This window comes from Cyanobium sp. CH-040 (genome assembly GCF_024346135.1).
GTDB lineage: Bacteria > Cyanobacteriota > Cyanobacteriia > PCC-6307 > Cyanobiaceae > NIES-981.
The window spans coordinates 25,081-46,308 of sequence record NZ_JAGQCJ010000013.1; the positions used below are offsets into that span (position 1 = coordinate 25,081).

A 21,228-nucleotide genomic window follows, 5' to 3' on the forward strand; every position below is an offset into this window, starting at 1 on the left:
GGCCACCTCCGGCTGGCCGGCATTCCCAGCGCCCATCCCAGCGGCGCCGTGCCCCTCCTCCCTACCGCCCCAGCCACCATGCTCGTCAGTCGGGGACGCAATCCCAGCGCCGGCGAAATCCTCAGCCAGCTGATTCAGTCCAAAGGCCTGCGCGACCGTGTGCTCACCACCCTCGGTCTGCTGCTGGTCGTGCGGCTGGGCATCTACATCCCGGTGCCCGGAATCGACCGGGTGGCGTTCCAGGACTTCCTGGCCCGGGGCGGCCAGCTGATCGGCTTCCTCGACATCTTCACCGGTGGCGGCCTGTCGACGCTGGGGGTGTTCGCGCTGGGGATCCTGCCGTTCATCAACGCCTCGATCATCATCCAGCTGCTCACCGCAGCCCTGCCCCAGCTGGAGGACCTGCAGAAGAACGAAGGGGAGGCCGGCCGGCGCAAGATCGCCCAGATCACGCGCTACGTGGCGCTCGGCTGGGGCATCCTGCAGAGCATTGTCTTCGCCCTGATCCTGCGGCAGTACGCCACCCAGGGGCTGTCGGAGCCGGTGTTCGTGATCCAGACCGCGCTGGCCCTGGTGACGGGCTCGATGGTGGTGATGTGGATCAGCGAAGTGATCACCGAACGGGGCATCGGTCAGGGCGCCTCCCTGGTGATCTTCGTGAATATCGTCGCCACCCTGCCCCGGGCCCTTGGCTCCACCATCGAGCTGGCCCAGAGCGGGGATCGCAGCACCGTGGGCGGCATCGTGGTGCTGGTGCTGGTCTTTCTGGTCACGATCGTCGGCATCATCTTCGTGCAGGAAGGCAACCGCCGGATTCCGATCGTCAGCGCCAAGCGTCAGGTGGGCGGGGCCGGCGTGCTGGCCGCCCGCCAGAGCTACCTCCCCCTCAAGCTCAACGCCGGCGGGGTGATGCCGATCATCTTCGCCTCGGCCGTGGTGTTCCTCCCGCTCACCATCGCCAACCTCACCGGCGCACCCTGGCTGATCCAGGTGGCCGGCTACCTCAACCCCAACAGCAGCACCCCCTGGCTGTATGCCCTGCTGTTCTTTGCCCTGATCTGCGGGTTCGCCTTCTTCTACGCCTCCCTCACGGTCAACCCGGTGGACATCGCAACCAACCTCAAGCGCGGCGGCGTGGCCATTCCCGGGGTGCGCCCCGGGTCGGCCACCGCCAGCTATCTGAGCGCGGTGCAGAATCGGCTCACCCTGCTGGGCGGCCTGTTCCTGGGGGCCGTGGCGATCATCCCCTCCGCCGTGGAGGGGGCCACCCAGGTGCGCACCTTCCAGGGCCTCGGCGCCACCTCGCTGCTGATCCTGGTAGGGGTGGCCATCGACACCGCCAAGCAGGTGCAGACCTACGTGATCTCCCAGCGCTACGAGGGCATGGTGCGCCAGTGAGCCCCGCCAGGGGACCACAACCCTGCGCAGCCGCCCCTCCGTTCCACCACCCGATCCCCGAAGCGATGAAGCGACGCCTCCTGTTTCTCGGCCCCCCCGGCGCGGGCAAGGGCACCCAGGCCCAGATGCTGGCAGCGGGCCGCGGCCTGCTGCACCTCTCCACAGGCGACCTGCTGCGCGCGGAAGTGGCCGCCGGCTCGGAGCTGGGCAAGCAGGCCGAAGCGGTGATGGCCCGGGGAGAGCTGGTGAGCGATGCCCTGGTGCTGGCGATCGTGCGCAGCCGGCTGGAAGGCCAGCCCCAGGGCGGCGGCTGGCTGCTCGACGGCTTTCCCCGCAACCTGGCACAGGCAGAAGCTCTGGCGGAGCTGCTTGACGATCTGGGCCAGCCGATCGAGCTGGTGGTGCTGATGGAGCTCGACGATGGCGTGCTGCTCCAGAGGCTGCTGAGCCGGGGACGGGCCGACGACAACGAGGCCGTCATCCGCCATCGCCTGGAGGTGTACCGCGAGCAGACCGCCCCCCTGATCAGCTACTACCGGGAGCGAGGACTGCTGGAGGCCGTGGAAGCCGACGGCACGATGGAGACCGTCGCGGGCCGGATCGCCGCACTGCTGGAGTAGGCCCCCGCCGCCTGAACCACGGTTGACGGCTGTGATAGGGTGGCGGTTTGCAAATTCGGAGAGCCCACCGCCCATGAAGGTGCGCGCCTCAGTCAAGAAAATGTGCGACAAGTGCCGCGTGATTCGGCGGCACGGCCGGGTGATGGTGATCTGCACCAACCCCAAGCACAAGCAGCGCCAGGGCTGAACTCCTGCGCCGGCCGCCTGCGGGCGGCCTACCCCACCCACCCATGGGTGGGCACCCCCTGCCCCTCACTCGTTTTCCCGTGGCTCGGATTGCCGGCGTCGATATTCCCCGCGACAAGCGGATCGAGATCGCCCTCACCTATGTGTATGGCATCGGTCTTACCCGTGCTCAGAAGATCCTTGCCAAAACCGGGGTGAACCCGGACACCCGGGTGAAGGACCTCGATGACGCCGACGTGCAGAAACTGCGCGGCGCGGCCGAGGCCTACACCCTGGAAGGCGACCTCAGGCGCCAGGAGGGCATGGCCCTCAAGCGCCTCCAGGACATCGGCTGCCTGCGCGGCCGCCGTCACCGCCTCGGGCTGCCCGTGCGCGGTCAACGCACCCGCACCAACGCCCGCACCCGCCGGGGCGCCCGCAAGACCGTGGCGGGCAAGAAGAAGTAAGGGCCGTCCGCTTCTCACCAGGGGCGTCCGCACACCCCAGGGTCCTGCCGGGTCTCCGGCTCCGCTTCACCGCGCCGGTCGCCACCGCGCCGACCCGTCACCAGGGCCCCAGCCTCCGTTTCCGATCACCTTCCCTGCATCCGCAGGCCCATCCCCATGGCCAAGCCTCCCCAGAAGTCCGGCCCCAAGAAGGCCAAGCGCAACGTTCCCAACGGTGTTGCCCACATCCAGAGCACCTTCAACAACACGATCGTCTCGATCACCGACACCGCCGGAGAGGTGATCGCCTGGAGTTCCGCAGGAGCGAGCGGCTTCAAGGGGGCACGCAAAGGCACCCCGTTCGCGGCGCAGACCGCCGCCGAAGCCGCTGCCCGCCGCGCCCTGGATCAGGGCATGCGCCAGATCGAAGTGCTCGTGCGCGGTCCCGGCTCCGGCCGTGAGACGGCCATTCGCGCCCTGCAGGTGGCCGGCCTGGAAATCACCCTCATCCGCGACGTGACGCCACTGCCGCACAACGGCTGCCGTCGTCCCAAGCGCCGTCGCGTCTGAGCCTGCCGCGTCCCCAGAGCGGACAACCCGTCAACCTTCCGAGCCTTCAGACCGTGCTGCACTACCAAATTGACCGGGTCGAGCACCAGGTCGCCGAAGACCGGTCCCAGACCGGGGTGTTCCTGATCGGTCCCCTGGATCGCGGCCAGGCGACCACCCTCGGCAACGCCCTGCGCCGCGTGCTGATCGGCGGCCTCGAAGGCAGCGCCATCACCGCCGTGCGCATCGCCGGCGTCAATCACGAATACGCCACCGTGCCCGGCGTCCGCGAGGACGTGCTCGACATCCTGCTCAACTGCAAGCAGGTGGCGGTCAACAGCCGCAGCCGGGACCTGGAGATCGGCCGGCTGGTGGTCACCGGCCCGGCCACCGTGACCGCCGCTGATCTCCAGTTCTCCTCCCAGGTCCAGGTGATCGATCCCTCCCGGCTGATCGCCACCGTGGCCGATGGCCACAGCCTGGAGATGGAGGTGCACGTGGAGCGTGGCGTCGGCTACCGCCCCGTGGACCGGCACACCGAGGACACCAGCGCCATCGATCTGCTGCAGATCGATGCGGTGTTCAAGCCCGTCAAGCGGGTCAACTACTCGGTGGATGAGACCGCCGTGGGCGAAGGTGGTTCGGCCCGGGAGCGGTTGCGGCTCGAGATCGAGACCGACGGCAGCGTGACGCCCGATGACGCCATGGCCCAGGCTGCCAATCAGCTGATCGCCCTGTTCCAGCCCCTGGCCAGCCTGACGGCGGTCGAGGAGCCTGGCCAGGAACCGGAGCCTTCCGCAGAAGCCCAGATCCCCCTGGAGGAACTGAACCTCTCGGTGCGCGCCTACAACTGTCTGAAGCGGGCCCAGGTGAACTCCGTGAGCGATCTGATGGGCTTCAGCTACGAAGATCTGCTGGAGATCAAGAACTTCGGCTCCAAGTCAGCCGACGAGGTGATCGAAGCGCTCGAGCGCATCGGCATCACCCTGCCCCAGAGCCGCACCAGCGCCTGATCGGCGGCCTTCGACCATCCCCGGACCCAAGCACCATGCGACACCAATGCCGAGTCCCCCAGCTGGGACGCCCCGCCGACCAACGCAAGGCCATGCTGCGTGGACTCACCACCCAGCTGATCCGCGAAGGTCGTGTGACCACCACCAAGGCCCGCGCCAAGGCCCTGCGTGACGAAGCCGAACGCATGATCACCCTGGCCAAGGACGGCAGTCTTGCCGCCCGCCGCCGGGCGATCGGCTACATCTACGACAAGCAGCTCGTGCACGCCCTGTTCGACAAGGCCCAGGAGCGCTACGGCGACCGCAGCGGTGGTTACACCCGGATCATCCGCACGGTGCCACGCCGGGGCGACAACGCCGAAATGGCCATCATCGAGCTGGTCTGAGACCAGGGCCTGGCACGACCGAGAGCGGTGGCTCAGCTGCCCCTGCCCTTGCGGCGGATCGCCCTCTGCTTCCAGTACGACGGCAGCGCCTTTCATGGCTGGCAACGCCAGCGCAATGCCTCCAGCGTGCAGGCCACGCTGGAGGCTGCTCTGCGTGACCTCGACCCCGACGGTCCTGGCCACTGCCTCGCAGCCGGCCGCACCGACACCGGCGTGCACGCCGCAGCCCAGGTGGCCCACTTCGACTGCGCCGGGCCGATCCCGGCAGCGCGCTGGCCCAAGGCCCTGAACGGACGACTGCCGTCCACGATCCGGGTGCGCGCCGCCAGTGAGGTGCCTGCCGGCTGGCACGCCTGCTTCTCGGCCTGCTACCGCCGGTACCGCTACACCATCTACAACGGCCGCAGACCCAATCTCTTCCTCCAGCCGTGGAGCTGGCATCGCTACAGGCTGCCGATCGCCGTGGAGCCGATGCGCACGATGCTCGAGATGATGCTCGGCGAGCACGACTTCGCCGCCTTCCAGCTGGCCGGCAGCCGCCGGAGCCACAGCCGCACCTGCCTGCAGGAGGTGGCTGTGGAGCGGCAGGGGGATCTGATCAGTGTGGAACTTCAGGCCAGCGGCTTCCTGTACGGGATGGTGCGGCTGGTGATGGGGCAGCTGGTGGCCGTGGGGGAAGGGCGGTTGAGTGCCACGGAGTTCGAGCGGCGCTGGCGCCGGCGGGAACGGGCGGCCGTGAAGGAAGCGGCCCCGCCCCAGGGCCTCTGCCTGCTTCGCGTCGGCTACGCGCAGCAGGTGTTCCCTCCTGCCGCCTGGTACGATTGTCAACCGCGGTATCAGCTGGGTCTCTCCGATCCACCGGATCAGGCGCCGGATTGAGGCAGCAGGGACGCAAGCCCTGCCGCCGTGACTGGCCCCTCCACAAGCTCAGCCGCTCCCCCGTCCGCTCCGGAGTTCCCGCAACAGGGCAACCCGGATCAGCGAGGAGTTGAGCAGTCTCCGGTGGTGTTGAGAAGCTGGCCTACGCCGATCCGCCGAGCCGCAGGCCCTTCAACCGGCCGAGCGGTAGGTTGAGCGACGGACTGACCGTCACGGACGCTGCGGCTGCCATGCCAGCCGACTGCAGCCGTCACGTCAGCCCCTTCAACCGCCAGCCCTGCCCCCTACGGCCTGCCGGTGCCCGACCAGGCGCTATGAACAAGACTCCTCTGCCATCCACCGATTCGATCGACCGCCAGTGGTACCTGGTGGACGCTGCGGATCAGACCCTCGGCCGCCTGGCCAGCGAAGTGGCCTCCGTGCTGCGGGGCAAGAACAAGCCCAGCTACACCCCCCACCTCGACACGGGTGACTTCGTGGTCGTGATCAACGCCGACAAGATCCGGGTGAGCGGCAACAAGCCCACCCAGAAGCTGTACAGGCGCCACTCCGGCCGGCCCGGTGGCATGAAGACCGAGACCTTCGCCCACCTTCAGGCTCGGATCCCAGAGCGCATCGTGGAGAAGGCCATCAAGGGCATGCTTCCCCACAACGCTCTCGGCCGGCAGCTGTTCCGCAAGCTGAAGGTCTACAAGGGCAGCGAGCATCCGCACGCCGCCCAGAATCCCCAGGTTCTCGCCCTCGACCCCGCCACTGCAGCCCAATGAGCTCCGCCAAAGTCGTCTACTGGGGTACCGGCCGTCGCAAGACCGCCGTGGCCCGCGTCCGTGTGATCCCCGGCAGTGGCTCGGTGACCATCAACGGCCGCCCGGGCGACAACTACCTCAATTACAACCCCGTCTACCTGGCTGCCGTCAAGGCTCCCCTGCAGACCCTGGGTCTGGAGGGTGAGTACGACCTGCTGGTGAACGTGCGCGGCGGCGGTCTCACCGGCCAGGCCGATGCCATCAAACAGGGCGCCGCCCGCGCCCTGTGCGAGCTCTCACCCGAGAACCGCAGGCCCCTGAAGACCGAAGGCCACCTGAGCCGCGACCCCCGCGCCAAGGAGCGGCGCAAGTACGGCCTCAAGAAAGCCCGCAAAGCCCCCCAGTTCTCGAAGCGCTGATCATGCCCAAGGCCGACATCCACCCCACCTGGTACCCCGAAGCCAAGGTGGTCTGCAATGGAGAAGTGGTGATGACCACCGGCTCCACCCAGCCCGAGATCCACGTTGATGTGTGGAGCGGCAACCACCCCTTCTACACCGGCACCCAGAAGATCCTCGACACCGAGGGCCGGGTGGATCGGTTCATGCGCAAGTACGGCATGGGTGGTGCCAGCACCACCGGCAAGCAGGACAAGGAGAGCGCCGAGACCGGCGCCTGAAGACCTGCACCCCTGCCTGACGGCTGACCCGCACGGGGCGGCATCACACGTGGCCGGATGTCCGTTGGCATCCGGCCTTCGTCATGGCGGCCGCTGAGCATCCAGCATCTCCCGGCGGTATGGCCGGCGCTCACTTCCGTGATGGACACCTCCCTGCTGCACGAGCGCCTGGAAACGGCCCGGCGCACCTTCCACACCCTGGAACGGCAGCTCGCCGATCCCGACGTGGCCGCCGACCCCGCGCAGCTCCAGAGGATCGCCCGCGAACGGGCCCGGCTGGAGCCCCTGGTGCTGGATCAGCAGCAGCTCCAGCGCCTGGAGCAGGAGCAGCATCAGGCCCGCGCCCTGCTCCGCGACCATCAGGACGACGAGGCCATGGCAGCCCTCGCCAGTGAGGAGCTGGTCCGGCTGGAGCAGGAGATCGGCGGACTGCGCCAGCGCCTCACCCTGGCCCTGCTGCCCCGCGATCCCCGCGATGAGCGCAGCGTGATGCTGGAGATCCGCGCCGGTGCCGGCGGCGATGAGGCGGCCATCTGGGCCGGGGATCTGGCCCGCATGTACGAACGCCACGCCCAGAGCGTGGGCTGGCGGGTGGAGCCGGTGAGTGCCTCGGAGGCCGAACTCGGGGGCTACAAGGAACTGATCCTTGCCATCCGCGGCGACGGCGTTTACAGCCAGCTGAAATTCGAGGCGGGCGTCCACCGGGTGCAGCGGGTCCCGGCCACCGAGTCCCAGGGCCGGGTGCACACCTCCACCGCCACGGTGGCGGTGATGCCGGAGGCCGATCCGGTGGAGGTGCAGATCGATCCGGGCGATCTGGACATCAGCACGGCCCGCTCCGGCGGCGCCGGCGGCCAGAACGTGAACAAGGTGGAGACGGCGGTGGATCTGCTGCACAAGCCCACCGGCATCCGCGTGTTCTGCACCCAGGAGCGCTCCCAGCTGCAGAACCGTGAGCGTGCCATGGAGATCCTGCGGGCCAAGCTCTACGAGCGCGAGCTGGCGGCGGCCCAGGCCCGGGAGCGCTCCGCCCGCCTGGCCCAGGTGGGCAGCGGCGACCGCAGCGAGAAGATCCGCACCTACAACTACAAGGACAACCGGGTGACCGACCACCGGCTGGGCCGCAACTTCACCCTCGAGCCCGTGCTCAACGGCCAGCTCACGGACCTGATCGGTGCCTGCGTCGCGGCCGACCAGAGCAGGCGGCTGGAGGAACTGGCCGCCGGGGCCAGCGGTGCCGACGGCTGAGGTCTACCGGCAGCGCGGCAGACCGGCTGACGTGCCGGGTGCGCTAGGCCGCCAGGGGGCCGGCGGCCGGATCGTCGGTGGGCACCACCTCCAGTCCGATCACGTACTTGGCCCATTCCCGGTGCACCCCGGCGCGCACCAGGCGGGTGGCCTCGAAACCGGGACCGCTGAGGGGACGGTGGGGCTCCCGCGCCAGGCGCATCCCGGCCTCGCGTGGGGTGCGGTTCCCCTTGCGCACGTTGCAGGGCAGGCAGGCGGTGGTGACGTTCTCCCAGCTGTCGCTGCCGCCCCGGCTGCGGGGCAGGATGTGGTCGATCGAGAGCCGCTCACCGTTGTAACCGCAGTACTGGCAGCGATGACCATCCCGCTGGAACAGATTGCGGCGGGTGAGCGGCAGGGGCTTGTAGGGCACCCGCACGAACTGGCGCAGCCGGATGACGGTGGGCAGCAGCAGATCGTCGCGGATCACCCGGCCGGGATCATGCTCGAGACCCTCGGCCTTGCCCTTGAGCAGCATCACCATGGCCCGCCGCCAACTGGTGATGTTGAGGGGTTCATAGGAGGCATTGAGGACGAGAACGTGCCCCATCGCCACAACCGGGATCGTCAGAATGCTAACGAGGCTGATCCCTTGGGTCGGTGTCGTCCACGACCGGGCATGCCTCCGGAGCGCCCTGCCCCATGACCCTTCCCGCACCACGAGAGCTGGCCGCCCTGCTGGATGGCGAGCTGCGGGGAGTGCCGGCGGAGCAGCCCCCGCGTGCGGTGGCGATCGACTCGCGCCGGGTGCTGCCGGGCGATCTCTTCGTGGCCCTGGGGGGCCGTCACTGCGACGGCCACGAGTTCGTGGAGGCGGCCGAAGCCGCCGGGGCGTCGCTGGTGGTGCTGCGGCGGGACCGCTGCCCCGACGCCGGCGCGGGGCGGCCGGGCTGTGCCCGCCTGCTGGTGAACGACCCACTGCTGGCCCTGCAGCGGCTCGCCGCCTGGTACCGCCGCACCCACATCCGCAGGGTGGTGGCGATCACCGGCAGCAACGGCAAGACGGTGGTCAAGGCCGCCCTGACCGCCATGCTGGCCGGCCGCTTCCGCGTGGCCGCCAGCCCCGGCAGCTGGAACAGCCAGGTGGGCGTGCCCCTGGCGGTGCTCACGGCTCCACCCGGCACCGAGCTGGGGGTGTTCGAGGCCGGAATCTCGGCCCCGGGGGAGATGGAGCGCCTGGCGGCGATCCTGGCGCCCGACCACGGCGTGCTGGTGAACGTGGGCCTGGCCCACCTGGGCAGCTTCGGCAGCCGCGAGGTGACGGCACGGGAGAAGATGCGCCTGTTCCAGGACATGGACGAGCAGGGCTGGGTGATCGCCCCGGATGACCCGCTGGTGAACGCCCAGCCGCTGCCCTGCCCCCGCATCCACCCCGGCGCGGGGCCGCCGCGGCTGCTGGGCCAGAGCCCCCAGGGCAGCGGGATGCTGCTGCACCTCGATCTGGGCGGCAGCCAGGCCCAGGTGAGGGTGCGCACCCGCTCCCAGCCCCTCATCGAGGACCTGGTGATCGCCATGACCGCCGCCCAGCGGCTGGGGGTGCCAGCCGAGGAGATGGTGGAGGTGCTGCAGGACTACACGTTCGGTCCCACCCGCATGGAGACCTGGCGGACTCCGGAGGGCATCACGATCGTCAACGACACCGCCAGCGACGATCCGCTCTCGGTGCAGACCGCCCTGGCCACGGTGGCCTCCTTCCCAGGGGACGGCCGACGCCTGTTCGTGTTCGGCGGGATGGCGGATCTGGGCTCCGGCGAGCGGCGGGAACACGAACTGATCGGGCGAATGGCGGCCGAGCGGGGCTTCGCGGAGCTGCTGCTGCTGCCCCACCCTGCCCGCAGCCACACTGCCGCGGCCTGGAATGTGCGCCATCCCGGCCAGGCGGCCCGGGAACTGGGCGACACCGCCGCCCTGCGCCAGACGATCCGGCAGCTCGCCGAACCCGGAGACACCGTGCTGCTCAAGGGTGCCGCCCGCCAGGAGCTGAGCAGCGCGGCCCGGGCGATCTGGGAATCGATGGCGCCGCGCCGCCTGCTGGTGGATCTCGACGCCATCCGCGACAACATCGCCCGCTTCCGCAGCCTCTGCGGCCCCGGGGTGGCAATGCTGGCGGTGCTCAAGGCCTGGGCCTACGGCACCGAACTGCCGCGACTGGCGACGGCGCTGCAGGACAGCGGCATCGACTGGATCGGGGTCTCCGCCGCCGACGAGGGTGCCGCCATCCGCCGGGCCGGCGTGCACCGGCCGGTGCTGGTGATGCTGATGGACACCGATGAGGTGGACAAGGCGGTGCGCTGGCGGCTGACGCCGGTGGTCTATTCCCTGCTCTTCGCCCGCAGCCTGGTGGCGACCCTGCAGGCGATGGGCGCCCGCCTCGATGTCCACCTCGAGATCGAGACGGGCATGGGTCGCCTCGGTGTGGCGCCGGAGGAGGCCCTGGCCGCCGCCCGGCTGCTGCGCGAGTCCGGCGTCGTGACCGTGAGCGGCGTGATGACCCATCTGGCCAGCGCCGATGATCCCGCCGCCGATGGCGACACCACCGCTCAGCTGCAGAGGTTCGACGCGGTGGTGGACGAGCTGCGCCGGGACCTGGGCACGCCCCTGCTGGTGCACGCGGCCGCCACCTCCGGCGCCGTGCGCTTCCCGGCCTCCCGTCATGACATGGTGCGGCTGGGTCTGGGGCTGTTCGGTCTGCATCCCTCGCCGGCCGTGGCCGGCGCGATCGAGCTGGAGCTGGCGGTGGCGTTCATCAGCCGCCTGGTGCAGGTGCGCCACTGCAGCCAGGGCCAGCGCATCGGCTACAACGGCACCTACCGGGTGAGCGCCCAGCGCCAGCGCATCGGCATCGTGGCCGCCGGTTACAACGACGGCGTGCCCTGGCGGTTTGGCAACCGGGGCGAGGTGATGATGCAGGGCCGGCGCCTGGCGGTGCTGGGCCGGGTGTCGATGGACTCGATGGCGATCGATCTGGAGCCGCTGCCGGAGGCGGCGGTGGGCGATGAGGTGCTGATCTTCGGGGCCCACGAGGGCCAGGTGCTGCGCCCGGAGGAGGTGGCCAGGCAGGCGGGCACGATCCCCTACGACCTGCTGGTGAAGGTCGACGGCCGGCGCGTGCAGCGCATCTTCCGGGGCGGCTGAAGCGGAAGCCGACGCAGACCCGCCCGGCCGGCCCGATGCGTTCAGGTAAGCTCCTGGAGCCGCTGGAGAGGTGGCTGAGTGGTTGAAAGCGGCTCCCTGCTAAGGAGTTACAGGAGGCAACTTCTGTCGAGGGTTCGAATCCCTCCCTCTCCGTTGTCCATCGTCCCGACGGCGATCACCCGAGCCGGCAGCAGGCGCTGAGCCGGCGCGCAATCTCAGGCAGCAGGGAGGAATCGCCAGCGCAGGCCTCGCCTTCGCTGAAGGCCACCAGCAGGAACGGGGCATGGCCTTCGGCCTCCACGTAGGCCGCATCGTGGCGGGCCTGGCTCATCCAGCCCGCCTTGCTCCACAGCCGGGCCGCCGCGGGCAGTCCCTCGCCCAGAAAGCCGTCCACCTGGTTCTCCGGATCGGCCGCGCGCTGCAGCGGATCGAGGCTGCGGGCCAGCACGGCGCGCATGCGGGCGCAGGCCGGCGGAGACACGATGGCGGACGCCATCACGGCCTGCAGCAGCCTGGCGGTGGCCTCGGTGCTGAGGCGGTTGCGGTTCCCGCCTTCGGGTCCATAGAACTCCCGCTCCCGCCCGAACGGCCCGTCACTCCAGGTCTTCTGGCAGGCGTTCACCCCGTCCAGTTCGGGCCAGCCCAGCTCGCCGAGCCACCGGTTCACCAGCTGCCGCTGACTCACCCAGCTGTCCATGGCGGTGGCGGGCAGCTCCGGACCGCTGGTGGTGCCCGTGAGCAGGTCCAGCACCAGGCCCGTGGCGTCGTTGCTGGAGTCGCGGATCATCGCCTCCAGCGCGCGCCGCAGCTCGGGACCATCCTCGAGCAGATCGTCCTGCAGCCAGGCCTCGGCGGCGATCAGATACACCAGCTTCACCACACTGGCGGGATAGCGCTGGCGCCCCCCGCCCCAGCTCGCCCCCAGTGCCGACGCCGCGGCCGCATCAGCGCCGGAATCGCCAGCGGAGCCGGTGAGCGGGGAGGCGTAGCGCACCCAGGTGATCGAAAGCCGCTGGCTCAGGCCTGCCCGTCCATCCAGCTCCAGGGCCCGGACCAGATCCGCCAGGATCTGCTCCATGGCCGGACTGGGGCTGTAGAACGCCATGGCTACCGGCACCTGTTGCGGCGACATTAGACATGGCTCCCCAGCCCAGCGCTCCAACACCTCCCGGCCTCGCCAGCGGGACGCCAGTGGCGGCCGAGCTGCTCCGCCCCGGCAGTGTCTGGGCGCTCCAGGCCGCACTGAACCTGCAGGCAGGACCGCGGGGTGACGGTCTGGCCACCCAGGCGGCAGCGGGCCGGCGTCTGCAGCTGCTCGGCGCTGCCCAGACCAGCCAGTCCGCCGGGGCGTCGACCCCGCAGCGCCTGCGCGTGCGCCTGCTGGAGGATGGCTACCCGGGCTGGGTGGACCCGCAGGCACTGCTGGGGGTTGCCGTGGCGGCCAACCGACCCAGGCCCCGGCTGCTGCAACGGGCCGCCATCGAGGGCCTGCTCGACGCGGTGCTCGCCTGGGCGCTGGCGGCGGCGGAGCGGCCCAACACCTACCTGTGGGGCGGCGCCATCGGCCCGGACTTCGACTGCTCCGGCCTGGTGCAGGCCGCCTACGCCAGCGTCGGTGTGTGGCTGCCGCGGGACGCCTACCTTCAGGAACGCTTCTGCCAGCCCGTGGCCGTGCGCCCCGGGCAGACCCATCTGCTGGCAGCCGGGGATCTGATCTTCTTCGGAACGCCCCGGCGCTGCACCCACGTGGGTCTGCATCTGGGAGGCGGACGCTATCTGCACAGCTCCGGCCGGGAGCACGGCCGCAACGGCATCGGCATCGACGACCTGAATCCGCGCAACGACCATCCGGTGGCCCGGCACTACCGCAGTGAGCTGCGCGGGGCCGGGCGGGTGATGCGCGCTCACGACGGCAGCCCCCTGCCCGCGTAGGTTCCATCCAGCCGCGCCGCAGCCATGGATCTTTCGGTGGTGGTGCCGCTCTACAACGAAGAGCAGAGCCTGGCGCCGCTGGTGGCTCAGGTGCTGGCCGCGGTGCGCCCGCTGGGCCTGAGCTTCGAGCTGGTGCTGGTGGACGACGGCTCCCGGGACGGCACCGCCGCCGAGCTGAAGCGCCTGCAGCCGGAGGTGCCGGAACTGGTGGCGGTGCTGCTGCGCCGCAACTACGGCCAGACCGCGGCGATGGCCGCCGGCTTCGATGCCAGCAGCGGCCGGGTGATCGTCACGCTCGATGGCGACCTGCAGAACGATCCGGCCGACATTCCACTGTTGCTCACGCGCCTGGCGGAGGGCTACGACCTGGTGAGCGGCTGGCGGCACCAGCGCCAGGACGCTTCCCTCAGCCGGCTGCTGCCCAGCAGGGTGGCGAACCGGCTGATCGGCAAGGTGACGGACCTGCGCCTGCATGACTACGGCTGCTCGCTGAAGGCCTACCGGCGGGAGGTGATCGAGGATCTCAATCTCTATGGCGAGCTGCACCGATTCCTGCCCGCCCTGGCGGCGATCGAGGGAGCGCGGATCACGGAGGTGCAGGTGAATCACCACGCCCGTCGCTTCGGCCGGAGCAAGTACGGCATCGACCGCACGTTCCGGGTGCTGATGGACCTGCTCACCGTGTGGTTCATGAAGCGCTTCCTCACCCGGCCGATGCACGTGTTCGGGCTGGGTGGTCTCGTGGCGATGGGGGCAGGGCTGCTGATCAGCCTCTGGCTGGTGGGCGAGAAGCTCCTTCTGGGAGTGGATCTCGGAGACCGGCCGCTGCTGTTGGTGGCCCTGATCAGCTTTCTCGCCGGTGTGCAGCTGTTCTGCTTCGGCCTGCTGGCCGAACTGCAGATGCGCACCTATCACGAAAGCCAGGGGCGGCCGATCTACCGCATCCGCGACACGTTGCGGGGCAGCGGCAGCTGAGCCCCGGCCACCCCAGCGCCAGCAGCCGCCCTCGGGCTGCAGCGGAAGCGCTCCATGCCCTGCGCTGCCTCCAGGACGACGGCAAGGTCCACATCCCGCAGGCCACGGCGCAGCACGGGCAGCGCCGCCATATCGCCCCACTGCCGGGCCGTGCGCATGGCCTGGAGGCGCGAGGACGCATCTCCGCTCAGCTGACGTTCCAGCCGGGCCAGGAGGATGGCCCGCTGACGGGCGTCAGGGGGCGGCGGGATCGGGGCGGGGTCGGCCCCGGAGGTGGACGGCTCAGGGACGGCAGCGGCGACAACGGCGCTCCGGTCGCCAGCGTCGCCGCGCACCAGGGCGATCTGGGCCCGGTTGAGTGCAGCGATGGAACTGGCGTCGGTGGAGCGCAGCAGCACCGGCGATCGGCGCCGCAGCGACCAGTAGGCGAACAGCAGGAGTGCGGCGACTCCGCCAAGGATCGTCGGGCTCATGGATTGAACTTTTATGTCGCCGTCGGCGGGGCCGGGAAGCCCCTCTGGGAGCAATCTTTACAGTACCGGCGGTAACTATGGCCCATGTCATGACTGGAGATTTCGCCGCTGCCTGGATGCCTTCGGTGTTCGTTCCCCTTGTGGGCATCATCGGACCGGCCGTGGCCATGGCCCTGCTGTTCAACGTGATCGAAGCCACCGAATGACCTTGCCGGGGCACTCCAGGGCCATCCTGTCGGCCTCCGAGCACCTGATCCCTGCCGATCTGCACCGCAGAGCCCCGTCCTGCTCAGCGACCCACTCCTGAGTCATCCAGCTGAGTCGTCCACGACTCAGCCCTCCACTGCCCAGCCTTCGAGAACCACCCCATGACCGTGACCCCCGTGGCCGACCCCTGCGTCGGCAATCTGGCCACTCCCGTCAACAGCAGCTACTTCAGCAAGGCATTCCTGAACGCGCTGCCCGCCTACCGGCCGTCCCTCTCCCCGAATCGCCGGGGTCTGGAAGTGGGCATGGCCCACGGCTATCTGCTCTACGGGCCCTTCGCCGTGACCGGCCCCCTGCGCGCCACCGAGTACGCCAGCACGGCCGGGCTGCTGGCGGCCATCGGTCTGGTCTCGATCCTCACCGTCTGCCTCTCGATCTACGGCACGGCGGGTACCGGGCCGAATGTGGAGCCGGCTGATGCCACGGTCGACAATCCCCCTGCCGATCTGTTCACCAAGGCAGGCTGGGCTGAGTTCGCCAGTGGCTTCTGGCTGGGCGGCTGCGGCGGCGCCGCCTTCGCCTGGTTCCTCTCCAGCATGGCGCTCAACAGCCCCCTGGCTCACCTGGGTGGAATCTGGGGCGCCAGCTGACGCCGACAGGCAACAGATCCCCTCACAGATCCCCTCCTGGCTGTTTCCACACCTCTCGGCTGTTTCCACACCCCGGGACAGCGCCCTCACCCAAACCGTTCCGACCGATCAGGTCGGCCTGGCCCCGCAACACGGGGCCTTTTTCATGGCTGGGCACGCAGTGCTTGGAAGGCTCTCTGTCGTCAATGCTCTCTGTGGTCAGGGTTGACTGCCTTCAGGGCCCTGGCCCAGGCAGGGGTCTCAGCAGGATGATCGGAACCTGACGTGCCGCTGAGCGCAGACCATGCCCGCAACGACCACGAGGCTGAACCCACACCGCCCGACGCCGCGTCCGGGCATCCCGGCCATCCGGCTGCCGCTTCTGCTGGCGGCTGGCCTGGCGCTGACGGGCTGCAACCTGAAGACCGGCGAGGCCCTGATGCGCCAGGGACATCAGGCGATGGTGGAGTGTCAGCACGGTGAGAGGGCCATCACCGATGGCGATGAACTCCGCTGCGAGGACTGGGAGTACGTGCGCAGCAACTATCTCGAACGCAGACGCTCTGACAGGCAGGCGCCCTGAACCCACGGCCGGATCGCCGCACTGGCCCGCGCCATGACACAAAAAACCCCGGCACGGGCCGGGGTGATGTGTCCCTCGAGAGGAGAACAGGTGTTCTCTTGAGAGAACACCCGCTCGGTTCAAGGTCGTTGGGTCGAAACGGAGTACAGCCTCAATCCCGGGAGGGAATCAGCCGAACTTGCCGGACGTGGACGCGATCAGGAAGGCGGCGTAGGTGAGGAAGTAGCCCACGGTGAAGTGAGCGAGACCCACCACACGGGCCTGAACGATCGAGAGAGCCACGGGCTTGTCACGCCAGCCCACCAGATTGGCGAGCGGTGTGCGCTGGTGAGCCCAGACGATGGTCTCGATCAGCTCCTGCCAGTAACCACGCCAGGAGATCAGGAACATGAAGCCGGTGGCCCAGACCAGGTGGCCGAAGAGGAACATCCAGGCCCAGACGGCCAGGTTGTTGGTGCCGGCCGGGTTGTAGCCGTTGATCAGCTGGGAGCTGTTGAGCCACAGGTAATCGCGGAACCAGCCCATGAGGTAGGTGCTGGATTCGTTGAACTGAGCGACGTTGCCCTGCCAGATGGCGAGGTGCTTCCAGTGCCAGTAGAAGGTCACCCAACCCACGGTGTTCAGAGCCCAGAAGACAGCCAGATAGAAGGCATCCCAGGCACTGATGTCGCAGGTGCCGCCACGGCCGGGGCCGTCGCAGGGGAAGGAGTAGCCGAAGTCCTTCTTGTCGGGCATCAGCTTCGAACCCCGGGCATCCAGGGCGCCCTTCACCAGGATCAGGGTGGTGGTGTGGAGACCCAGCGCGATGGCGTGGTGCACCAGGAAGTCACCAGGACCGATCTGGAGGAACAGGGAGTTGGTGCCGGAGTTGAGGCTCTCCAGCCAACCGGGCAGCCAGACGGCGCCGTAGTTGGGCCAGGCGGTGGCGGCGATGCTCTCGGGGTTGGAGAGCAGCACATCCATGCCGTAGAGGGCCTTGCCGGAGGAGGCCTGAACGAACTGGGCGAACACAGGCTCGATCAGGATCTGCTTCTCGGGGGTACCGAAGGCCACGACCACGTCGTTGTGGACGTAGAGGCCGAGGGTGTGGAAGCCGAGGAACAGGGACACCCAGCTGAGGTGGCTGATGATCGCTTCCTTGTGCTCGAGCATCCGGGCCAACACGTTGTTCTTGTTGGCTTCGGGGTCGTAGTCACGGATGAAGAAGATCGCACCGTGGGCGAAGGCACCGCACATCAGGAAGATGGCGATGTACTGGTGGTGGGTGTAGAGGGCTGCCTGCGTGGTGTAGTCCCGGGCGATGAACGCATAGGAGGGCAGCGCATACATGTGCTGCGCCACGAGGCTGGTGACCACACCGAGGCTGGCCAGGGCAAGTCCGAGCTGGAAGTGCAGGGAGTTGTTGACCGTGTCGTAGAGACCCTTGTGGCCTGCACCCAGATCCCCAGGGGTTCCCTTGGGAGGGTTGTGGGCCTCGAGGATCTCGCGGATCGAGTGACCGATCCCGAAGTTGGTGCGGTACATGTGGCCGGCGATCACGAAGATCACGCCGATCGCCAGGTGGTGATGGGCGATGTCCGTGAGCCAGAGGGCCTCGGTCTGGGGGTGGAAGCCACCCAGGAAGGTGAGGATCGCGGTGCCGGAACCCTCAGCGGTGTTGAACACCTGGTAGGGGGTATCCGGGTTCTGGGCGTAGACGCCCCAGTTGCCGGTGAAGAACGGAGCCAGACCGGCGGGGTGGGGCAGCACGGAGAGGAAGTTGTCCCAACCGACGTGCTGACCGCGCGACTCGGGAATCGCCACGTGCACCAGGTGGCCGGTCCAGGCGATGGAGCTGAAACCGAACAGAACCGCCAGGTGGTGGTTGAGACGGGATTCAGCGTTCTTGAACCAGGCCAGCGAGGGGCGGAACTTGGGCTGGAGGTGGAGCCAGCCGGCGAACAGGGCCCAGGCTGACAGGATCATCATGAAGATGGCGCCCTGGTACAGCTCGGCGTTGGTGCGCATGCCGATCGTGTACCACCAGTGGTACAGACCGGAGTAAGCGATGTTCACCGGAGAGGAGGCACCGGCCTGGGTGAAGGCGGTGATGGCCCCTTCACCGAAGTGGGGATCCCAGATCGCGTGAGCGATGGGACGGACATGCAGAGGATCGGTGACCCACTGCTCAAAGTTGCCCTGCCAGGCGATATGGAACAGGTTGCCCGAAACCCAGAGGCCGATGACGGCCAGGTGTCCGAAGTGGGTGGAGAACAGCTTTTGGTAAAGCCGCTCCTCGGTCATGCCGTCGTGACTCTCGAAATCGTGAGCCGTGGCGATGCCGTACCAGATCCGGCGGGTTGTCGGGTCCTGTGCCAGACCCTGGCTGAACGAAGGAAATTTCGTTGCCATTGGGAAAGGTCAGGAAAGGTCAGCCGACCGCAATCATGCGGGCCAGGAAGAACGACCAGGTGGTCGCGATACCACCCAGGAGGTAGTGGGCGACACCCACGGCGCGGCCCTGGGTGATGGACAGCGCTCGGGGCTGGATGGCCGGCGCCACCTTCAGCTTGTTGTGAGCCCAGACGATGGACTCGATCAGCTCCTGCCAGTAGCCGCGGCCGCTGAACAGGAACATCAGGCTGAAGGCCCAGATGAAGTGGGCACCGAGGAACATCAGGCCATAGGCGCTGCTGCTGGAGCCATAGCTGTTGATCACCTGTGCGGCCTGAGCCCACAGGAAGTCACGCAGCCAGCCATTGATGGTGATCGCGCTCTGGGCGAAGTTGCCGTTGGTGATGTGCTGGACGCTGCCGTCGGCGTTGACGGTGCCCCAGACGTCGCTCTGCATCTTCCAGGAGAAGTGGAAGATCACGATCGACAGGGAGTTGTACATCCAGAAGAGACCCAGGAACACGTGGTCCCAGGCCGACACCTGGCAGGTGCCGCCACGGCCGGGGCCGTCGCAGGGGAAGCGAAAACCGAGGTTCGCCTTGTCGGGGACCAGACGGGAGCTGCGGGCATACAGCACACCCTTCAGCAGGATCAGCACGGTGACGTGGATCGTGAAGGCGTGGATGTGGTGGACCATGAAGTCCGCCGTGCCCAGGGGAATGGGGGCGGCGGCGACCTTGCCACCCACGGCGACGACGGAGCCGTTGAACACCTCGCTCACACCCGCAAGGGCATTGGGAGCGGTGGTGCCGGCAGCGGCGGCGTGCAGACCCTGGATCCACTGCGCGAAGACGGGCTTCAGGGCAATGGCGGAGTCGCTGAACATGTCCTGGGGACGGCCCAGGGCACGCATGGTGTCGTTGTGGATGTACAGGCCGAAGCTGTGGAAGCCCAGGAAGATGCACACCCAGTTGAGGTGGCTGATCAGGGCGTCGCGAGCCTTGAGCACCCGATCGAGCACGTTGTCGATGTGCTGGGCGGGGTCGTAGTCGCGCACCATGGCGATGGCCGCGTGAGCGCCTGCCCCGACCACCAGGAACCCGCCGATCCACATGTGGTGGGTGAACAGCGAGAGCTGGGTGGGATAGTCGATCCCGAGGTAGGGGTAGGGCGGCATCGCATACATGTGATGCGCCACGATGATCGTGAGCGAGCCGAACAGGGCGAGGTTCACGGCCAGCTGAGCATGCCAGCTGGTGGTCATGAACTCGAACAGGCCGTCATGACCATTGGGAGCGGGGAACAGCAGGGGATCACCCTTCTGGCCCTCGAGAATCTCCCTCAGGCTGTGACCGATGCCCCAGTTGGTGCGGTACATGTGGCCAGCCACGATGAACAGCACCGCGATCGCCAGATGGTGATGGGCGATGTCGGTCATCCAGAGGCTGCCGGTGACCGGGTTGAGTCCACCCTTGAAGGTGAGGAAGTCGCTGTAGGCAGCCCAGTTGCCGGTGAAGAACGCCGAGATGCCGGCGCCGAACCCGGGATAGAGCTGGGACAGGACGTCCTGGTTGATGAACTCGTGGGGAAGCGGGATGTCCGCGTAGGACGCGATGGTCTTGCCGTTGATGGCCAGCGGCTGGCCGGCATCGATGGCGTCCATCAGAGCCGTTGTCGGCAGGGACACGTGCAGGAGGTGTCCTGTCCAGGAGAGGGAGCCCAGACCCAGCAGACCTGCCAGGTGGTGGTTGAGCATGGACTCAACGTTCTGGAACCACTCCAGCTTCGGAGCTGCCTTGTGGTAATGGAAGACGCCGGCGTTGAGCATCAGGCCGGCCATCACCAGGGCACCGATGGCCGTGCAGAGGAGCTGGAACTCATTGGTGAAGCCCCAGGCCCTCCACACGTGGAAGAGGCCGGAGGTGATCTGAATGCCGTTGAAGCCGGCACCCACGTCACCGTTGAGGATTTCCTGGCCGAACACGGGCCAGACCACCTGGGCTGAAGGCTTGACGTGCAGGGGGTCAGCCAGCCAGCCGGTGTAGTTGGAGAAGCGGGCACCGTGATAAAAGGCGCCGCTCAGCCAGATGAAGATGACGGCCAGGTGGCCGAAGTGAGCCGAGAAGATCTTGCGAGAGACCTCTTCGAGGTCGCTCGTGTGGCTGTCGAAGTCGTGAGCGTTGGCGTGGAGGTTCCAAATCCAGGTGGTGGTTTTGGGACCTTTGGCCAGGCTGCGGTCGAAATGCCCGGGCTTTTCGAAAAGCTCGAACGTGGCCGGAACGCGGTTCCGGTCGACCATGGCCTCGGCCTTTTTCCCACGCTCTGGTGGGCTGATGGTCATCGAGACGTTCCTCGAGGGACGGAGTCGAGGTGGGGGTCCCCACCCCTGCCGGTGACGGCGCGCCTTCTGGAAACCAGCAGGCGCGCCGTCACCGGCGGGCCCCATGGAACCAGCGGGACAGGCCCGTCGGTCCATGGGCTCCAGCCGCAGGGGGGTTCGGCGAAAAATCACCAAACCCCCTGCCGCGGCTGGGGCTTGGGCCCCAGTTAGGGGACCGCTCGGCGCAGTATAGGGGCCAGTTTCAAAGGGCTTCGGGGCTCAGTTACAAAGGTTCAATAGGCCTGATTCCCAGTCGTGGACTGGCCTCTCGGGGCCAGTAAGCACTATCAGGAAATCACCATTCGAACCGCAATACTTATATCTTCACTGCGAACATCACCGCCGGTGCCGCCCCGGTGCGCGGATCGCTCCG

Annotated in this window: 23 protein-coding genes and 1 tRNA gene; 19 read left to right on the forward strand and 5 right to left on the reverse strand. The window is 68.2% G+C overall.

Going from position 1 to position 21,228, the window contains the following annotated elements; translation table 11 throughout:
* The first annotated feature begins 78 nt into the window (after positions 1 to 78).
* From secY to prfA, 12 genes are all read left to right on the forward strand, one after another.
* Positions 79 to 1,398, forward strand: coding sequence for a preprotein translocase subunit SecY (secY, locus tag KBY90_RS11725; protein ID WP_254968834.1), 1,320 nt, complete (start codon positions 79 to 81; stop codon positions 1,396 to 1,398).
* Between the two features lie 65 nt (positions 1,399 to 1,463).
* Complete coding sequence (locus KBY90_RS11730; RefSeq protein ID WP_254968835.1) at positions 1,464 to 2,018, forward strand: adenylate kinase; 555 nt, start codon at positions 1,464 to 1,466, stop codon at positions 2,016 to 2,018.
* Positions 2,019 to 2,091: 73 nt separating this feature from the next.
* Positions 2,092 to 2,205 carry a 50S ribosomal protein L36 gene (rpmJ, locus tag KBY90_RS11735; protein ID WP_006173336.1) on the forward strand — a complete coding sequence of 38 codons (114 nt, stop codon included), beginning with the start codon at positions 2,092 to 2,094 and terminating at the stop codon, positions 2,203 to 2,205.
* Between the two features lie 79 nt (positions 2,206 to 2,284).
* Positions 2,285 to 2,650 carry a 30S ribosomal protein S13 gene (rpsM, locus tag KBY90_RS11740; protein WP_254968836.1) on the forward strand — a complete coding sequence of 122 codons (366 nt, stop codon included), beginning with the start codon at positions 2,285 to 2,287 and terminating at the stop codon, positions 2,648 to 2,650.
* Between the two features lie 156 nt (positions 2,651 to 2,806).
* The gene (gene rpsK, locus KBY90_RS11745) at positions 2,807 to 3,199 is read left to right on the forward strand and encodes a 30S ribosomal protein S11 (RefSeq protein ID WP_254968837.1); all 393 of its coding nucleotides are present in this window, start codon (positions 2,807 to 2,809) and stop codon (positions 3,197 to 3,199) included.
* A gap of 53 nt (positions 3,200 to 3,252) precedes the next feature.
* Entirely contained in the window at positions 3,253 to 4,191 is a 939-nt protein-coding gene (locus KBY90_RS11750; RefSeq protein ID WP_254968838.1) for a DNA-directed RNA polymerase subunit alpha, read from the forward strand.
* A gap of 35 nt (positions 4,192 to 4,226) precedes the next feature.
* Positions 4,227 to 4,577, forward strand: coding sequence for a 50S ribosomal protein L17 (rplQ, locus tag KBY90_RS11755; protein WP_254968839.1), 351 nt, complete (start codon positions 4,227 to 4,229; stop codon positions 4,575 to 4,577).
* 9 nt (positions 4,578 to 4,586) lie between these two features.
* Positions 4,587 to 5,456, forward strand: coding sequence for a tRNA pseudouridine(38-40) synthase TruA (truA, locus tag KBY90_RS11760; protein ID WP_396122581.1), 870 nt, complete (start codon positions 4,587 to 4,589; stop codon positions 5,454 to 5,456).
* 314 nt (positions 5,457 to 5,770) lie between these two features.
* Positions 5,771 to 6,223, forward strand: a complete 453-nt coding sequence (gene rplM / locus KBY90_RS11765; protein ID WP_254968841.1) for a 50S ribosomal protein L13 — start codon at positions 5,771 to 5,773, stop codon at positions 6,221 to 6,223.
* Positions 6,220 to 6,621 carry a 30S ribosomal protein S9 gene (rpsI, locus tag KBY90_RS11770; RefSeq protein ID WP_254968842.1) on the forward strand — a complete coding sequence of 134 codons (402 nt, stop codon included), beginning with the start codon at positions 6,220 to 6,222 and terminating at the stop codon, positions 6,619 to 6,621. Before rplM ends, rpsI begins: the two co-directional genes overlap by 4 nt.
* A 2-nt stretch (positions 6,622 to 6,623) precedes the next feature.
* Complete coding sequence (rpmE, locus tag KBY90_RS11775; RefSeq protein ID WP_254968843.1) at positions 6,624 to 6,881, forward strand: 50S ribosomal protein L31; 258 nt, start codon at positions 6,624 to 6,626, stop codon at positions 6,879 to 6,881.
* 141 nt (positions 6,882 to 7,022) lie between these two features.
* Positions 7,023 to 8,129, forward strand: a complete 1,107-nt coding sequence (gene prfA / locus KBY90_RS11780; RefSeq protein ID WP_254968844.1) for a peptide chain release factor 1 — start codon at positions 7,023 to 7,025, stop codon at positions 8,127 to 8,129.
* Positions 8,130 to 8,172: 43 nt separating this feature from the next.
* On the opposite strand, the gene KBY90_RS11785 is transcribed toward prfA, so the two are convergent.
* Positions 8,173 to 8,718: an HNH endonuclease gene (locus tag KBY90_RS11785; RefSeq protein WP_254968845.1), complete on the reverse strand. Its 546-nt coding sequence runs from the start codon at positions 8,716 to 8,718 to the stop codon at positions 8,173 to 8,175.
* A 92-nt stretch (positions 8,719 to 8,810) separates the two neighbouring features.
* On the opposite strand from KBY90_RS11785, the gene alr reads away from it, so the two are divergent.
* Both alr and KBY90_RS11795 read left to right on the forward strand, forming a co-directional pair.
* Positions 8,811 to 11,303 carry an alanine racemase gene (gene alr / locus KBY90_RS11790; RefSeq protein WP_254968846.1) on the forward strand — a complete coding sequence of 831 codons (2,493 nt, stop codon included), beginning with the start codon at positions 8,811 to 8,813 and terminating at the stop codon, positions 11,301 to 11,303.
* A 64-nt stretch (positions 11,304 to 11,367) separates the two neighbouring features.
* Positions 11,368 to 11,456 (forward strand) — tRNA-Ser (locus KBY90_RS11795).
* A gap of 22 nt (positions 11,457 to 11,478) precedes the next feature.
* Here KBY90_RS11795 and KBY90_RS11800 read toward each other — a convergent pair.
* The gene (locus KBY90_RS11800; RefSeq protein ID WP_254968847.1) at positions 11,479 to 12,408 is read right to left on the reverse strand and encodes a serine hydrolase; all 930 of its coding nucleotides are present in this window, start codon (positions 12,406 to 12,408) and stop codon (positions 11,479 to 11,481) included.
* A 32-nt stretch (positions 12,409 to 12,440) separates the two neighbouring features.
* Between KBY90_RS11800 and KBY90_RS11805 the strand changes: the two genes are divergently transcribed.
* Both KBY90_RS11805 and KBY90_RS11810 read left to right on the forward strand, forming a co-directional pair.
* Complete coding sequence (locus KBY90_RS11805) at positions 12,441 to 13,235, forward strand: C40 family peptidase (RefSeq protein ID WP_254968848.1); 795 nt, start codon at positions 12,441 to 12,443, stop codon at positions 13,233 to 13,235.
* Positions 13,236 to 13,259: 24 nt separating this feature from the next.
* Positions 13,260 to 14,210, forward strand: a complete 951-nt coding sequence (locus tag KBY90_RS11810) for a glycosyltransferase family 2 protein (protein ID WP_254968849.1) — start codon at positions 13,260 to 13,262, stop codon at positions 14,208 to 14,210.
* Here KBY90_RS11810 and KBY90_RS11815 read toward each other — a convergent pair.
* Positions 14,171 to 14,683 (reverse strand): hypothetical protein, encoded by a 513-nt coding sequence (locus tag KBY90_RS11815; RefSeq protein WP_254968850.1) that lies wholly within the window; start codon positions 14,681 to 14,683, stop codon positions 14,171 to 14,173. The genes KBY90_RS11810 and KBY90_RS11815 overlap by 40 nt on opposite strands.
* Before the next feature lie 89 nt (positions 14,684 to 14,772).
* Between KBY90_RS11815 and KBY90_RS11820 the strand changes: the two genes are divergently transcribed.
* From KBY90_RS11820 to KBY90_RS11830, 3 genes are all read left to right on the forward strand, one after another.
* Entirely contained in the window at positions 14,773 to 14,889 is a 117-nt protein-coding gene (locus tag KBY90_RS11820; RefSeq protein ID WP_254968851.1) for a photosystem I reaction center subunit VIII, read from the forward strand.
* Positions 14,890 to 15,051: 162 nt separating this feature from the next.
* A complete protein-coding gene (locus tag KBY90_RS11825; RefSeq protein WP_254968852.1) occupies positions 15,052 to 15,540 on the forward strand; it encodes a photosystem I reaction center subunit XI in 489 nt (162 codons plus the stop codon).
* 283 nt (positions 15,541 to 15,823) lie between these two features.
* Positions 15,824 to 16,102, forward strand: a complete 279-nt coding sequence (locus tag KBY90_RS11830; RefSeq protein ID WP_254968853.1) for a hypothetical protein — start codon at positions 15,824 to 15,826, stop codon at positions 16,100 to 16,102.
* A 168-nt stretch (positions 16,103 to 16,270) separates the two neighbouring features.
* On the opposite strand, the gene psaB is transcribed toward KBY90_RS11830, so the two are convergent.
* Together psaB and psaA are read right to left on the reverse strand one after the other, a co-directional pair.
* Positions 16,271 to 18,493 carry a photosystem I core protein PsaB gene (gene psaB / locus KBY90_RS11835; protein ID WP_254968854.1) on the reverse strand — a complete coding sequence of 741 codons (2,223 nt, stop codon included), beginning with the start codon at positions 18,491 to 18,493 and terminating at the stop codon, positions 16,271 to 16,273.
* Positions 18,494 to 18,512: 19 nt separating this feature from the next.
* Positions 18,513 to 20,816, reverse strand: coding sequence for a photosystem I core protein PsaA (gene psaA, locus KBY90_RS11840; RefSeq protein ID WP_254968855.1), 2,304 nt, complete (start codon positions 20,814 to 20,816; stop codon positions 18,513 to 18,515).
* Positions 20,817 to 21,228 lie beyond the last annotated feature (412 nt).